This window comes from Pseudomonas sp. 3-2, assembly GCF_019710535.1.
GTDB classification, from domain to species: domain Bacteria; phylum Pseudomonadota; class Gammaproteobacteria; order Pseudomonadales; family Pseudomonadaceae; genus Aquipseudomonas; species Aquipseudomonas pharyngis.
Genome location: NZ_CP081200.1, coordinates 1,129,516 through 1,144,221 on the forward strand (window position 1 = coordinate 1,129,516; position 14,706 = coordinate 1,144,221).

Genomic DNA, 14,706 nt, shown 5'->3' on the forward strand with positions numbered 1-14,706 from the left:
GTTACATGGCTATCTGCTCCGCGTAAGTTATCTCGTACAAACTCGGCGAGAATCGTTACCGGTGGTATGAGCTATGCATTCGGACGAAGTTCCTGTCCGCTCATCGCGAAATCTGAAATTTCTTGAAATATTGTCAGAGATGGCACCAGTATCAATTTGATAGCAGTTTCGTTTTCGACCTTTAATAACAGGCGAAAAATCACGTTAGATAGTTTTGTGCCACTACGGTGAAAAAATTTAGGTGCCACTACTGAAAAAAATGATCAGTGTCGAGTGAAACTAATCTTAGAAAAGACAGGGAGGTTTTTCTGGCGCCAGTAAAATGGCGAAATGTTGCGAGGGATTTTTGACATCGTGCGAGCTGCACGACTCTTCATATAAAGAGTCGTGCATTAGGCATGCTTTATTCGGGGGCGTGATCGCGTAGAAAAACCAGATTATCCGGTTTCGATTGCTCGGCGCTGTAGCGATAACCCTGCACATCGAACTGTTTGAGCAGGGCCGGATCGTTGATTTTTTCCTGGATCACGAAACGGCTCATCAGGCCTCGGGCCTTTTTCGCGTAGAAACTGATGATCTTGTATTGGCCGTTCTTCAGGTCCTTGAACTCGGTGTTGATGATCCGCGCATTCAGCGCTGTGCGTTTCACCGCCGAGAAATACTCGTTGGATGCCAGGTTCAACAGCACGTCATCGCCCTGATCGGCCAGTGCTTCGTTCAGCCATTCGCTGATGCGCGTGCCCCAGAAGGCGTACAGGTCCTTGCCTCGGGCGTTGGCCAGTTTGGTGCCCATTTCCAGGCGATACGGCTGCATCAGGTCGAGCGGGCGCAGCAGGCCGTAGAGGCCGGAAAGCATGCGCAGGTGCTGTTGCGCGTAGTCGAAATCGGCTTCGCTGAACGACTGGGCGTCGAGACCGGTGTAGACGTCACCCTTGAACGCGAGCAGCGCCTGCTTGGCGTTTTCCGGCGTGAACGCTGGTGTCCAGCTGCCGAAGCGCGCGGCGTTGAGGCCGCCGATCTTGTCGGACACGTGCATCAGTTCGCTGATCTGCGCCGGGCTCAGTTCGCGCAGTTGCTGGATCAGTTCCTGGGAATGGTCGAGGTATTGCGGCTGAGTGAAGCGCTGGGTCGCCGGCGGTGTTTCGTAATCGAGGGTCTTGGCGGGGGAAATCACCATCAGCATGAAGTCGTCTCCTTTAATCGTGGGGGCGATTCTAGGGGGTTGGGACGGATCACTCCAGCTATCAGGTCCATAGGTGATCGGCGGTTTGCCAGCCGGATCGGCTATAGTGCGGCGCGGGTTTTGTTATGGAGACACCCTTTGCGCATTGTTCTTTTCTTCACCGCGTGGCTGTTGAGCGTCGGTGCCGTTGCGGCGCCGGGCGATATCGCGACGCTGGATCGCAGCACCTGGCCGGAAAAGCTCGACAACCCGACGCTGTTCGATGTCGCCTCGCGGGCGGAAATCCTGATGTTCGCCCGCGGTCTGCTCGGTACCGAAGCGCTGGACGAGGCGGCGCTGGCCCAGCGCCTGGGGCTGCGCACAGTCAATCTGGAGGCGATCAACAGCCTGCGCGAGCGCCTGTGGCAGCGTCTGCTCGCCAACTACAACTTTGCCCAGCAAAGCTGCGATCAGGATGCCTCGTTCTGCTTCCTCGTCGAAGACCTGCCGACCCTGCGCGAGCAGGCCGCCAAATTCGTGGTCAGCGACGAAAGCTATTACACCAAATGGGCCGAGCCGAGCCGAATCTTCCATCTGCAATACCTCGATGAACTGATGCGCAAGGCTGCGCTGTCACCGCAGACCAGCAGCGAACTCGATCATTTCGGTGACTACGAGCGCAACGGCGACGATATGCACGATCGCCTGTTTCTGCTGAGTTTCGACAGCGCCGCCAACCTGCAACCGGACAACACCGACTGGCTCGCCGAGTACTTGCGCAAGTCGAACCTGAGCGGCACCTTCTTCATGTTGGGCAAGGATGTTCAGGCACGATTGGCCGAGCGTTCCGTCAGCAGCCTGCAAGCGGCGTTTTCGCAGCAGTGCGTCGGCGTGCAGGGCTGGGAGTTCCGCTCCCACAGCCACTGGCAGGACTGGCAGGATTCGGTGCGGCGCAGTGCCGATCTGGTCAAGAACAAGTTGCCGGAGAACTACGTGCCGCTGTTCCGTCCGCCGGAAGGCCAACGTCGCAGCGATGCCCAGGGGTTCTTCAACAGTCAGGGCCTGCAAGTGGCGCTGTGGGACATCGATGCCCAGGACGGCGCCGGCAAGCTCAAGGGCAGCCAGAGCGCGCAACGGGTCCTGACCCTGATGCTGTTGTGGCGGCACGGGGTGATCAATTTCAACATGAAGCAGGATGCGGTGAAGACCGCGTTGCCGTGGCTGATCACGCAAACCGCGCAAAGCGGCATCGGCTGGGAAGACTGTCAGGACGCGTTTCGCTGAAAAACGGCAAGAGCCCGGAAACATTGGGCTTGGGGTGAATTTTTTGCAGAATTCGATGCAGGCGGACTTCCGACTCTAACGGGGGCAGGGCAGTCCGCCAAGGGCTTTTCGTCACTTTGCAAAATAAACTTCAAAAAAGCGTCAAAGTGCTTTTTTCTGTCACGGGTTTTGGAGTATTACGAAGTCAGACCGCCGAAACCTGCAACACAGGTGGCGTCTTCCAAGACCCATTTTGTGTGCGGTTCACCTGCTATCCCGACAAAAGCTGTGCAGGTGGATTCGGCAGTCACTTCGAGGCGCAGCACCGCCGAGGTATTGCGTCGAATGGCTCCCACAAAGGTGACCGAGTATGGATGATCACGGACGTAGCCCTTCCTCCAACCAGCCAATCCTTTATGTACTCGATACCAACGTACTGATTCACGATCCGAACGCCCTGCTGAATTTTGAAGAACACCACGTCGCGATCCCGATGACCGTGCTTGAAGAGCTGGACAAGCTCAAGAGCGGGCATCACAGCGTGGCCGCCGAATGCCGTCAGGCGATCCGGCTGATCGACAAGACCCTGGGCGATGCCTCACCCGATGATGTTGAACAGGGCGTGCCGATCCAGCGCGGCAAGGGCGGTCCGAAGGGCTTGCTGTCGATTCTGATGAGCAAGCAGGCCGAATCGAACCTGATTCTGCCCGAGCATCTGAACGACAACAAAATCATCAACCAGCTGATCGACCTGCACACCCGCGAACCGAGCAAACCGGTGGTGCTGGTCACCAAAGACATCAACATGCGCCTCAAGGCGCGCGCCTGCGGGATCGACGCCGAGGACTACAGCACCGACCAACTGGTCGACGACGTGTCCCTGCTGCCCAACGGCTATCACAACATGACCGGCTCTTTCTGGGACCGCGTGAGCAAGGTCGAAACCCGTCAGGACCACGGCCGCACCTGGCATCAGGTACAGCTGATCGACAACCTGCCTGCCGTGCACATCAACGAATTCATCATTGATGAGCAGGGCTTCGTCGGCTGGATCAAGGAGATCGAAGAAGACAAGCTGCTGATCCTCGACCTGCACCAGGAACCGCTGCTGCACCAGGAAGCCTGGGGCCTCAAGCCACGGGACATCTATCAGAGCCTGGCGCTGTACGCGCTGCTGGATCCGGATATTCACCTGGTCAACCTGTCCGGTGCCGCCGGCTCGGGTAAAACCATTCTGGCGCTGGCGGCTGCGATCGAGCAGACCATGGTCAGCAAGCGTTATCGCCGCATCATCGCCACCCGCAGCGTGCAGGGCCTGGACCAGGAAATCGGCTTCCTGCCCGGCACCGAGGCGGAAAAAATGGAGCCTTGGCTCGGCGCCATCACCGACAACCTCGAAGCCTTGCACATGGATGACGAAAACACCCATGGCAGCGTCGACTACATCCTCAGCAAAGTGCCGTTGCAGTTCAAATCGCTCAACTACATTCGCGGTCGCAGCTTCCAGCAGAGCCTGATCCTGATCGACGAATGCCAGAACCTCACGCCGCACCAGATGAAAACCATCATCACCCGGGCCGGCGCCGGTTCCAAAGTAGTGTGCCTGGGCAACCTGGCACAGATCGACACCCCTTACCTGTCCGCGACCAGCTCCGGGCTGACCTACCTGACCGAACGTTTCAAGGATTTCCCCAACGGTGTGCACATCACCCTGCAAGGGGTGCCTCGCTCGATCCTGGCCGAATACGCCGAATCGCATCTGTAACCGTCCACAACCAACCGGGCGGCCCCAAAGCCGCCCGGTTTTTTATGTGCGCAATTCTGACCCCCAGGTTTACAATCGACGCTCCTGATCAGGAGTAATCCCGTGCTGACTCATCTCGATTCCCAAGGTCGCGCCAACATGGTCGACGTCACCGAAAAAGCCGTGACGTTCCGTGAGGCGACGGCCCAAGCGCTGGTGCGCATGCTGCCCGACACTCTGCAGATGATCGTCAGCGGCGGCCATCCCAAGGGCGACGTGTTCGCCGTGGCGCGCATTGCCGGCATTCAGGCGGCGAAGAAAACCAGTGATCTGATTCCCCTGTGCCATCCGTTGATGCTGACTGGCGTCAAGGTCGAACTCAGCGCCGAAGGCGATGACACGGTACGCATCGTGGCTCGCTGCAAACTGTCCGGGCAGACCGGCGTCGAGATGGAAGCGTTGACCGCCGCCAGCGTCGCCGCGCTGACGATCTACGACATGTGCAAGGCCGTGGACCGTGGCATGACCATCGAAAGCGTGCGTCTGCTGGAGAAGGTCGGCGGCAAGAGCGGGCATTTCCAGGCGGAGCAGCCATGAACCTGACCGTGAAGTTTTTTGCCCGTTACCGCGAGGCGCTGGGCGTGGATTCGGTGGAGGTCGAGGGTGATTTCGCCACCGTCGATGACGTTCGTGCGTTGCTGGCGCAGCGAGAGGGCGCCGAGGTGCTGAGCGAACAGAACCTGATGTGTGCGCGCAACGAAGACCTCTGCCAGCTCGACGAGCCGGTGGTGGACGGCGACGAAGTGGCGTTTTTCCCCACCGTGACCGGAGGCTGAGCCATGGGGATTCGGGTGCAATCCGAACCGTTCGATCCGGGTGCCGAAGTCAACGCGATGCACGCGGCCAACGTCGGCGTCGGCGCGGTGGTGAGTTTTGTCGGCTACGTGCGCGACTTCAACGATGGCCTCGATGTCGCCGGAATGTTCCTCGAACACTATCCGGGCATGACCGAAAAGGCCCTCGGCAAGATTGCCTTGGAGGCCGAGCAGCGCTGGCCGCTGTTGAAGCTGGAAGTGCTGCACCGCATCGGCGCGCTGGAACCGGGCGAGCCGATCGTGTTTGTCGCCGCCGCCAGCGCCCACCGCCAGGCGGCGTTCGACGCCTGCGCCTTCGTCATGGATTACCTGAAAACCCGCGCACCGTTCTGGAAGAAAGAGAACACCAGCGACGGCCCGCGCTGGGTCGAAGGCCGTGACAGCGATCATGCGGCGGCGGATCGCTGGAAGCAGTAGATTTTGTGCTGTACTCCCGGCCCTCTTCGCGAGCAAGCCCGCTCCCACAGGGAAATGCATTCCAATGTGGGAGCGGGCTTGCCCGCGAAGGCGCGATCCGCAACACCGAAAACGCTCCGGTTTTCCCACCCGACCAACAGCAGGAAGCAATCTCTTTTGCCTGATTGACGGCTTGTACGTAAAAGTCCAGTATGGATTTACAAGTACAAAAAACAGCCTCGTGCTTGAAGCTCCAGGCTTACCGCTTGCAGCTGCTCTTCTTCGTCTTGCCAAACCAACAACAACCCGCGAGAGAACGAACATGAAGAAATTTCCCCTCATCACCGGTCTGGCATTGAGCCTGTTGGCCTGCAGCAGCGCGTTCGCCGCCGAGAAAACCCTGCGCATCGGTATCGAAGCGGCGTATCCGCCCTTCGCCTCGAAAACCGACAAGGGTGAGATCGTCGGGTTCGACTACGACATCGGCAATGCCCTGTGCGCGCAGATGCAGGTCAAATGCGTGTGGGTCGAGGGCGAGTTCGACGGTCTGATTCCTTCCCTGAAAGTGAAGAAAATCGACATGGCGCTGTCGTCCATGACCATCAACGAAGACCGCAAGAAGTCGGTGGACTTCACCCACAAGTACTATTTCACCTCGTCGCGGCTGGTGATGAAGGAAGGCGCGAGCGTCGATGACCAGTACGCCAGCCTCAAAGGCAAGACCGTCGGCGTGCAGCGTGCAACCACCACCGACCGTTACGCCACCGAGGTGTTCGAGCCCAAGGGCATCAACGTCAAACGCTATGGCAACAACGAAGAAATCTACATGGACCTGGCGGCCGGGCGTCTCGACGCAATCTTCGCCGACACCATCCCGCTGAACGACTTCCTGTCGATGCCGCGCGGCAAGGGTTACGCCTTTGTCGGGCCTGAGCTGAAGGATCCGAAGTACGTGGGCGAGGGCGCGGGGATTGCGGTGCGCAAGGGCAACACCGAGCTGGTCAGCCAGTTGAATACCGCCATCGACGGCATTCGCGCCAGTGGCGAGTATCAGAAGATTTCCGAGAAGTACTTCAAGTCCGATATCTACGGCGACTGATAGTCCGCCATCGCTGGCAAGCCAGCTCCCACAGAGATTTTCGATATACACAAAACCTGTGGGAGCTGGCTTGCCAGCGATGAGGCCTTAACATTCACCGCAAATCTTCAGCCCTTCAATTCCTTCAAATGCTTGTACACCGTCGCCCGCCCCATGTTCAGCACATTGGCCACATAGTTCGAGGCGCTTTTGCCCTTGAATGCCCCTTCGGCGTGCAGCGCCAGCACCAGTTCGCGTTTGTGATCGCGGGTCAGCAGGTTCAGGCTCAGTTGCCGCTCGCGTAGCCAGGCGTGCAGGAAGGTGTTGATCCGCTCCTGCCAGTCATCGCGAAACAGCGAGTCCGGTTGCGGGATCAGTTTGCTCGGCGAGAGGAACAGGTCCAGCGCAGCCTTGGCGTTCTCGAACAGCGAAATATTCAGGTTGATGCACAGCACCGCCAGCGGATGCCCTTCGCTGTCGCGCAGCACGGTACTCAGGCTGCGAATTTTCTGGCCGTCCCAGTTGAGCTTTTCGTACGGGCCGATGTTCCGTTCGCTGACGTCTTCGCTGAGCATGTCTTCCAGCGACGACTCATCGCCGATCACCCGTTTCGACAGATTGTTGGCGATATAGTCGACCTTCTGCGTGCGCAGGTCGTGCAACACCACTTCGGCGTGGGGAAAGAACAGCGTGGCAATGGCGTCGGCGATGGCGTGGTAGTTATCCAGCGCGGCGTCATGCAGCTCGGGCGTGTGTTCGGGGGCGGTCATAACTGTGGAGCTCCAGGCAACGTCAACGCCCCCGTGATCCGGGGGCGTTGCGAGTGTGCCGCAATCCGTCGGGCGCGTCATCCGGGTGGACGGTCAGGCCAGGCGGGCAGGGGCGAGCATGGCGGCGGTCAGGCCGAATTGCTGAAGGTGTTCGGGTAACGATTCACCACGCACCAGCGCCGCACTGGCCTGGCCCATCGCCGGTGAGGTCTGGATACCGTAACCGCCCTGGGCCGCAACCCAGAACAGCCCGGGCACCTGCGGATCGAACCCGGACAGCAAATCGCCGTCGGCGACGAAACTGCGCAGGCCGGCCCAGGTGCGGGTCGGGCGGCGGATGGTCAGGGTCGTCGCTTCCTCGATCTGGTAAATGCCCATGGCAATGTCCAGCTCTTCGGGCTGTACGTCGTGGGGCTCGACCGGGTCGGCGTTGGCCGGCGAGCCGAGGAACATCCCGGCGTCGGGCTTCATGTAGAAGGATTCGTCGAGGCTGACCAGCATCGGCCAGTGATGAATATCCACGCCTTCGGGGCCGGCGAAAATGAACGCGGCCCGGCGTTTCGGTTGCAGGCCCAGCGGCCGGGCACCGGCCAGGGCAGCGATCTTGTCGGCCCAGGCGCCGGCGGCGTTGATCACGACGGGAGCGCTGAAGGTCTGGCCGTTGGTCTGCACTTGCCAGATACCGTCGGCATCGCGGCTCAGGCCGAGCACTTCGCAATCGGTCTGCACCTGGCCGTTGTTGCGGCGGATACCGCGCAGATAGCCCTGATGCAGGGCGTCGGTGTCGATGTCGCTGGCGGTCGGGTCATAGATCGCGCCATGGACTTTCTCCCGGCGCAGGATCGGCAGCCGCGCGCAGGCTTCATCCGCGCTGAGCAACTGCATCTGCGGCACCGTGGCCTTGGCGCTGAGGTATTGATTGTTCAGCTCGGCGGCGTCGCCGGTGAAGTCGACGGTCATTTCGCCGCGCGGGGTCAGCAGCGGGTGCTCGCAGAAACCGCTGGGCGGATGGTCGAAGAATTCGCGGCTGGCCTGGGTCAGCGCCCGGACCTGTGGCGTGCCGTACGCGGCGGTAAACAATGCGGCCGAGCGCCCGGTGGAGTGATAGGCCGGGTGCGACTCGCGCTCCAGCACCACGACCTTGCCGTGCTGCGACAGCCAGAAACCGGTGGAAGCACCGGCAATCCCGCCGCCGATGATGATGAAATCTGCATGACTCATGGAGTTCTCCAGTGTGTACGCAATATCAAGGAGTTTGCTGTTCTCCATGTGGGAGCGGGCTTGCTCGCGAAGGCAGTGTGTCATTCGCTGAATAAGTTGCCTGACACGGCCTCTTCGCGAGCAAGCCCGCTCCCACAGGGGGAGGCTTGGTGTTACAGGCTCAGGTGATAAACCGCATTCGCGAGGGCGATGTCTTCCAGGCCCAGACCGATGGAGCGGAAAAACACGTGACGGTGGTAGTCGGGGCGCTGCACTTTTTCGCTGAGCAGATCCGCCAGGTCACCGAGGATCGCACTGTGGTCCCAGCCATGTTGTTCGCTGGCGATCAGCATCTCGCCGGCCGAGCCCGGGGTGGTCAGACGATAGTCGCAGAACACCTGCATGTCGTTGAGGCTTTGCGGCGGCACTTCGTGGGCGCGCGGTGCGTTGGTGCTGATCGAGGTGATCAGCGCCGGTTTGCTCAAGGTTGCCGGGTCAATCACCGGGCCTGCGGACGAAGTGCAGAGCATGATCACGTCGGCCCCGGCGATGGCGGTTTCGCGGCTGTCGGCGATGCTCACCCGTGGATCGAGGGCGTGCAGTTGGCGGGCGGTTGCCGGGTCGTCGCTCAAGGTCGGCGAGTACACACTGATGTTCTGCCAGTCGCGCAAGGTTTTGACGTAATGCAGATGCGCCTGGGCGACCTTGCCACTGCCGATGATTGCCAGTCGCGTGGCTTTCAAGGGGGCGAGGGCATCGACCGCCACGGCGGTGGTCGCAGCCGTGCGGGCGGTGGTCAGCTCGCCGGCATCGCAGAGCAACAGCGGCTGGCCGGTGTGCATCGACATCAGCAGTGTCCACGCCGTCACCAGCGGGCCTTGTTCGCGAACGATGTACGGCGAGGTCTTGACTCCGTACACGCCGTCTTCGGCCAGCACGCCGAGATAGTTGATGAAGTCCCCGGCGCCCTGGGGGAATTCCACCAGTTGCTGCGCCGGTTGCACGGCATGCCCGGCCGCCAGGTCGCGGAACAGCTTGCGCAGGATCTGCGGCACATCGATCCGGGCCAGCAGCTCGCGGGCCTGGGTTTGGTCGATCACGTAAGGCGTACTGGACATGTTGGACTCCGCAGATTGTTTCTAAACTAATTTGTCCATTATGGACTTTTAGTTTTGTTGAACAATATCCGGGCGAAAAAAAAGCGCAGTCCGTTGCCGGCTGCGCTTCGCTTTATAGCGTCGCTTACTGTGGACGCTTGCGCTCAACCGCCCGCAATAGATGGGTCGGCGGCGTTTCACAGCTGATCTTGCGACCGAGTTTTTCTTCGATGGACGGCAACTGATAGGAGTCGTCTTCACCGGCAAAGCTGATCGACACGCCGTCGGCGCCAGCACGACCGGTACGACCGATGCGGTGCACGTAGTCGTCCGGGACTTCCGGCAGGGTGAAGTTGATCACGTGGCTGATGCCGTCGATGTGGATGCCGCGACCGGCCACGTCGGTGGCGACCAGCACCCGGATCTTGCCTTCGCGGAAGCCTTCCAGCGTCTTGATCCGCTTGTGCTGCGGCACGTCGCCGGACAGTTGCGCGGCGTTGATGCCGTCACGCACCAGGCGCTCCTCGATGCGGCGCACTTCGTCCTTGCGGTTGGCGAACACGATCACTCGTTCCCAGCCGTTGTCGTTGACCAGGTTGAACAGCAGTTTGTATTTGTCGGCACCGGCCACCGCGTAGATGTGTTGCTCGACGTTCTCGTTGGCCACGTTGGTGACTTCGATTTCGACGATCGCAGGATCGGTGGTCCACTGCTTGGCGAGGTTCATCACGTCATCGGTGAAGGTCGCGGAGAACAGCAGAGTCTGGCGCTCGCTTTTCGGCGGGGTCTGGCGAATGATCTGCCGGACCTGTGGGATGAAGCCCATGTCGAGCATGCGGTCGGCTTCGTCCAGCACCATCACTTCGACCATGTCCAGATGCACGTCACCGCGCTGGTTGAAGTCAAGCAGGCGGCCCGGGGTCGCGACGAGGATGTCGCAATGGCGCGCTTCGAGGTGCTTGAGCTGCTTGTCGAAGTCCATGCCGCCGACGAACGTCATGACGTTGAGGCCGGTGTACTTGGTCAGGTCGGCGGCGTCCTTGGCGATCTGCACCACCAGCTCGCGGGTCGGCGCGATGATCAGCGCCCGTGGCTCGCCCATGTAGCGCTCTTTCGGCGGCGGGGTCTGCAGCAACTGGGTGATGATCGAGATCAGGAACGCGGCGGTCTTGCCGGTGCCGGTCTGCGCGCGGCCGATGGCGTCTTTGCCGGCGAGGGTATAACCCAGCACCTGGGCCTGGATCGGTGTGCAATACGGGAAACCCAGGTCGTGGATGGCGTGCATCAGTTCCGGGGCGAGCTTGAAATCGTGGAAGCGGGTCTTGCCTTCCTGCGGCTCGACGACGAAGTCTTCGAGTTTCCAGGGAATCACCGGCGCCTTGGGCTTGGGTTCGCGACGTGGTTTGGCCGGTTTCGGTGTTTCGCTGCGGGCCGGCTCGGTAGCGGGCTCGGCAGCTGGAGCGGGTTTCGGTTCGCGTTTGGGCGTCTGGCGGTCGGCCTGGCTGGCATCGTTGCGATGACCGGGGGCGTGCGACGGCGCAGTGGGGACTGGCGCGAGCTGCTCAGCCTCGCTTTTACCGAACATTTTCTTGAGTGCTTTGAGCACGGTCATCTCATCAATTGGTTAAGGAATGTACGCCGGCCAGTGTAATGCAAGAAACGGGCGCGGCGTAGTGGGATGATCAAAGGGCGACCCCTGTCGCAATTGTCAGCGCAGGCGTTCGCTCAACCATGCGCCGATGTCGCGAATTTCTTCGGGTAACACTTCGTGCTCCATTGGGTATTCCTGCCATGTCACGGTGACACCATGGGCCTTGAGATACTCATAAGCCGTGCGTCCCATGGAGTTCTGCACCACGTTGTCAAACTGGCCGTGCAGCGCCAGCACCGGAATCCGCTGCTGGCTGGCGGACAACTCCAGTTCATCGCTGAACGTCGGCGCGTATGTCGATAGTGCCAGCACCCCGCCCAACGGCCCCTGCCATTTCAGAAACGCGGTGTGATAGACCACGGCGCCACCCTGGGAAAAACCGGTGAGAAAAATCCGCGAGGCGTCTATTCCGCTGCTTCGCTGTTCTTCGATCAATTCGATGATGCGGTCGGCGGAGGCTTCCAGCTCATCGCGGTCGATCGCCCGGGCCGGGCTCATGGCCTTGATGTCGTACCAGCTCGGCATGGCATATCCGCCATTTATCGTCACTGGACGGGTCGGCGCCTGGGGCAGGACGAAACGCGTGCTCAGCAGGCTTTCCTGAAGCGCTTCGGCCACCGGCAGAAAGTCGTAGCGGTCGGCGCCGAGGCCGTGCAGCCAGATCACGCAGGCGTCTGCGGGCTTAACAGGCTGAAGAATCAAGGGCTCGGTCATGTCTGCTCCAAAAATGTGCGGGCGCTCTCATTAAGTGCGTGGTTCGAGTGCGCGTCCGGTTGATCCGTTAAGAAGATGTCGCAAGGTTACAAGTTTTGCTATTGACCTGTCGCCGAATCGATTCCGCGACAGGTGTGGTACGGGCTTTGCTATGGAAGGTTCTGTACGAAACATCCTACGCGTGGCGGTAACACTATCAGTGTATGACCCGCGACGGGATGGCAACGAATCCGGTGATGGATGTTCGCCAATGGCCGCAACGGGCTTAGCGAACGTGAAAGGGCTACCGCCCGTTCGGCCGACTGGTGAGAAGTGAGTTGTCCATGATGTGGATTGTCTCCTACTAGACTCATAGCGAAGGTCCTGCGTCGGTTGACCCCAAAAAAAGCCAACACGGGTCAACAACGCCTCAAAAGGGTGCGACTGGACTCAAGCTCCGACACAACAAGAGCAAAACTGGAGGTTTGAATGAAGATGTTGAAATCCACTCTGGCGATCGTGACTGCTGCTGCAGTACTGGGTGTCAGCGGGTTCGCTCAGGCGGGTGCAACCCTGGATGCAGTGAAGAAGAAAGGTTTCGTGCAGTGTGGCGTCAGCGATGGCTTGCCAGGTTTCTCGGTTCCGGATTCCACCGGCAAGATCGTGGGTATCGATGCTGACGTCTGCCGCGCCGTGGCCGCTGCCGTGTTCGGCGATGCGACCAAGGTCAAGTTCAGTCAGTTGAACGCCAAAGAGCGTTTCACCGCGCTGCAGTCGGGCGAGATCGACATCCTGTCGCGCAACACCACCATGACCAGTTCCCGTGACGCGGGCATGGGCCTGAAATTCCCGGGCTTCATTACCTACTACGACGGTATCGGCTTCCTGGTAAACAACAAGCTGGGCGTGAAGAGTGCCAAAGAGCTGGACGGTGCAACCATCTGCATCCAGGCCGGTACTACCACCGAGCTGAACGTTTCCGACTACTTCCGCGGCAACGGTCTGAAATACACCCCGATCACTTTCGACACCTCCGATGAAAGCGCCAAGTCGCTGGAATCCGGTCGTTGCGACGTGCTGACCTCCGACAAGTCCCAGCTGTTCGCCCAGCGCAGCAAGCTGGCTTCGCCGAAGGACTACGTGGTTCTGCCGGAAACCATTTCCAAGGAACCCCTGGGCCCGGTCGTGCGTAACGGCGACGACGAGTGGCTGGCCATCGTGCGTTGGGTTGGCTACGCGCTGCTGAACACTGAAGAAGCGGGCATCTCTTCGAAGAACGTCGAAGCCGAAGCCAAAGCGACCAAGAACCCGGATGTCGCTCGTATGCTCGGCGCAGACGGCGAATACGGCAAAGACCTGAAACTGCCGAAGGACTGGGTCGTTCAGATCGTCAAGCAAGTCGGCAACTACGGCGAAATCTTCGAGAAAAACCTCGGCAAGAGCACTCCGCTGGAAATCGACCGCGGCCTGAACGCGCTGTGGAACAACGGCGGCATTCAATACGCACCACCAGTGCGCTGATGGTTCTGTCACCCGGCAGGCCAACTGCCGGGTGACGTTCTGTTCCATTATTTCCGGGGCACTTCATGCAAAATTCAATCGGCGCACCAAAGCAGAGGCTCAGCCTCAGCGATCCACGAGTGCGTGCGTGGGTATTTCAGATCATCACCATCGTGGCGGTGGTCTCCCTGGGCTGGTATCTGTTCGATAACACCCAGACCAACCTGCAACACCGGGGTATCACTTCGGGGTTCGACTTTCTGGAGCGCAGTGCCGGGTTCGGCATCGCTCAACACCTGATCTCCTACACCGAAGCGGACAGTTATGCCCGGGTGTTTGTCATCGGCCTGCTCAACACGCTGCTGGTGACCTTCATCGGCGTGATCCTGGCCACGATCCTCGGCTTCATCGTCGGCGTCGCGCGCCTGTCGAAGAACTGGATCATCGCCAAACTGGCAACGGTGTACGTGGAGGTGTTCCGTAACATCCCGCCACTGCTGCAGATCCTGTTCTGGTACTTCGCGGTGTTCCTGACCATGCCGGGGCCGCGCAACAGCCACAACTTCGGCGATACCTTCTTCGTCAGCAGCCGTGGCCTGAACATGCCGGCCGCGCAAATGGCCGACGGTTTCTGGGCGTTCGTGATCAGCATCGTGGTGGCCATCGTCGCCATCGTGCTGATGAGCCGCTGGGCCAACAAGCGCTTTGAAGCCACCGGCGAGCCGTTCCACAAGTTCTGGGCCGGTCTGGCGCTGTTCCTGGTGATCCCGGCGCTGTGCGCGCTGATCTTCGGTGCACCTGTGCACTGGGAAATGCCGAAACTGCAGGGCTTCAATTTCGTCGGTGGCTGGGTGCTGATTCCGGAACTGCTGGCCTTGACCCTGGCGCTGACGGTGTACACCGCCGCGTTCATCGCCGAGATCGTGCGTTCGGGCATCAAGTCGGTCAGCCACGGCCAGACCGAGGCGGCGCATTCGCTCGGCCTGCGCAACGGCCCGACCCTGCGCAAGGTGATCATTCCGCAAGCGCTGCGGGTCATCATCCCGCCGCTGACCAGCCAATACCTGAACCTGGCGAAGAACTCCTCGCTGGCGGCCGGTATCGGTTATCCGGAAATGGTTTCGCTGTTCGCCGGCACCGTGTTGAACCAGACCGGTCAGGCGATCGAAGTCATTGCCATCACCATGAGCGTGTACCTGGCGATCAGTATCAGCATTTCCCTGCTGATGAACTGGTACAACAAGCGCATCGCGCTGATCGAGCGGTAAGGAATAGCG

General features: G+C 60.2%; 14 protein-coding genes. 8 read left to right on the top strand and 6 right to left on the bottom strand.

Annotation, left to right across the window (positions count from 1 at the left end; translation table 11 throughout):
- Positions 1-403 precede the first annotated feature (403 nt).
- Positions 404-1,183 carry a peroxide stress protein YaaA gene (gene yaaA / locus K3819_RS04965; protein WP_064382456.1) on the bottom strand — a complete coding sequence of 260 codons (780 nt, stop codon included), beginning with the start codon at positions 1,181-1,183 and terminating at the stop codon, positions 404-406.
- A 138-nt stretch (positions 1,184-1,321) separates the two neighbouring features.
- On the opposite strand from yaaA, the gene K3819_RS04970 reads away from it, so the two are divergent.
- From K3819_RS04970 to K3819_RS04995, 6 genes are all read left to right on the top strand, one after another.
- Positions 1,322-2,446: a polysaccharide deacetylase family protein gene (locus tag K3819_RS04970; RefSeq protein ID WP_221398755.1), complete on the top strand. Its 1,125-nt coding sequence runs from the start codon at positions 1,322-1,324 to the stop codon at positions 2,444-2,446.
- Positions 2,447-2,795: 349 nt separating this feature from the next.
- Positions 2,796-4,190, top strand: coding sequence for a PhoH family protein (locus K3819_RS04975; protein WP_011332563.1), 1,395 nt, complete (start codon positions 2,796-2,798; stop codon positions 4,188-4,190).
- 102 nt (positions 4,191-4,292) lie between these two features.
- On the top strand, positions 4,293-4,766 hold the full coding sequence (gene moaC / locus K3819_RS04980; RefSeq protein WP_064382454.1) for a cyclic pyranopterin monophosphate synthase MoaC: 474 nt from the start codon (positions 4,293-4,295) through the stop codon (positions 4,764-4,766).
- The gene (gene moaD, locus K3819_RS04985) at positions 4,763-5,005 is read left to right on the top strand and encodes a molybdopterin converting factor subunit 1 (RefSeq protein ID WP_064593540.1); all 243 of its coding nucleotides are present in this window, start codon (positions 4,763-4,765) and stop codon (positions 5,003-5,005) included. Before moaC ends, moaD begins: the two co-directional genes overlap by 4 nt.
- 3 nt (positions 5,006-5,008) lie before the next feature.
- The gene (gene moaE / locus K3819_RS04990) at positions 5,009-5,461 is read left to right on the top strand and encodes a molybdopterin synthase catalytic subunit MoaE (RefSeq protein ID WP_011332565.1); all 453 of its coding nucleotides are present in this window, start codon (positions 5,009-5,011) and stop codon (positions 5,459-5,461) included.
- A 301-nt stretch (positions 5,462-5,762) separates the two neighbouring features.
- Complete coding sequence (locus K3819_RS04995; RefSeq protein ID WP_085611408.1) at positions 5,763-6,539, top strand: ABC transporter substrate-binding protein; 777 nt, start codon at positions 5,763-5,765, stop codon at positions 6,537-6,539.
- Between the two features lie 107 nt (positions 6,540-6,646).
- Here the strand turns inward: K3819_RS04995 and K3819_RS05000 are convergent, their stop codons facing one another.
- The 5 genes from K3819_RS05000 to K3819_RS05020 form a co-directional block, all read right to left on the bottom strand.
- Positions 6,647-7,288 (bottom strand): transcriptional regulator, encoded by a 642-nt coding sequence (locus K3819_RS05000; RefSeq protein ID WP_064593544.1) that lies wholly within the window; start codon positions 7,286-7,288, stop codon positions 6,647-6,649.
- A gap of 93 nt (positions 7,289-7,381) precedes the next feature.
- Positions 7,382-8,509 carry an FAD-binding oxidoreductase gene (locus K3819_RS05005; protein ID WP_085611409.1) on the bottom strand — a complete coding sequence of 376 codons (1,128 nt, stop codon included), beginning with the start codon at positions 8,507-8,509 and terminating at the stop codon, positions 7,382-7,384.
- Positions 8,510-8,661: 152 nt separating this feature from the next.
- Positions 8,662-9,606, bottom strand: coding sequence for an ornithine cyclodeaminase family protein (locus K3819_RS05010; protein ID WP_221398756.1), 945 nt, complete (start codon positions 9,604-9,606; stop codon positions 8,662-8,664).
- A gap of 124 nt (positions 9,607-9,730) precedes the next feature.
- Positions 9,731-11,197, bottom strand: coding sequence for an ATP-dependent RNA helicase RhlB (gene rhlB / locus K3819_RS05015; RefSeq protein ID WP_221398757.1), 1,467 nt, complete (start codon positions 11,195-11,197; stop codon positions 9,731-9,733).
- A 96-nt stretch (positions 11,198-11,293) separates the two neighbouring features.
- Complete coding sequence (locus tag K3819_RS05020; protein ID WP_221398758.1) at positions 11,294-11,950, bottom strand: alpha/beta hydrolase; 657 nt, start codon at positions 11,948-11,950, stop codon at positions 11,294-11,296.
- 468 nt (positions 11,951-12,418) lie between these two features.
- On the opposite strand from K3819_RS05020, the gene K3819_RS05025 reads away from it, so the two are divergent.
- Both K3819_RS05025 and K3819_RS05030 read left to right on the top strand, forming a co-directional pair.
- Complete coding sequence (locus K3819_RS05025) at positions 12,419-13,450, top strand: amino acid ABC transporter substrate-binding protein (RefSeq protein ID WP_007957332.1); 1,032 nt, start codon at positions 12,419-12,421, stop codon at positions 13,448-13,450.
- Positions 13,451-13,515: 65 nt separating this feature from the next.
- Positions 13,516-14,697 (top strand): amino acid ABC transporter permease, encoded by a 1,182-nt coding sequence (locus K3819_RS05030; RefSeq protein ID WP_039769483.1) that lies wholly within the window; start codon positions 13,516-13,518, stop codon positions 14,695-14,697.
- Positions 14,698-14,706: the final 9 nt, after the last annotated feature.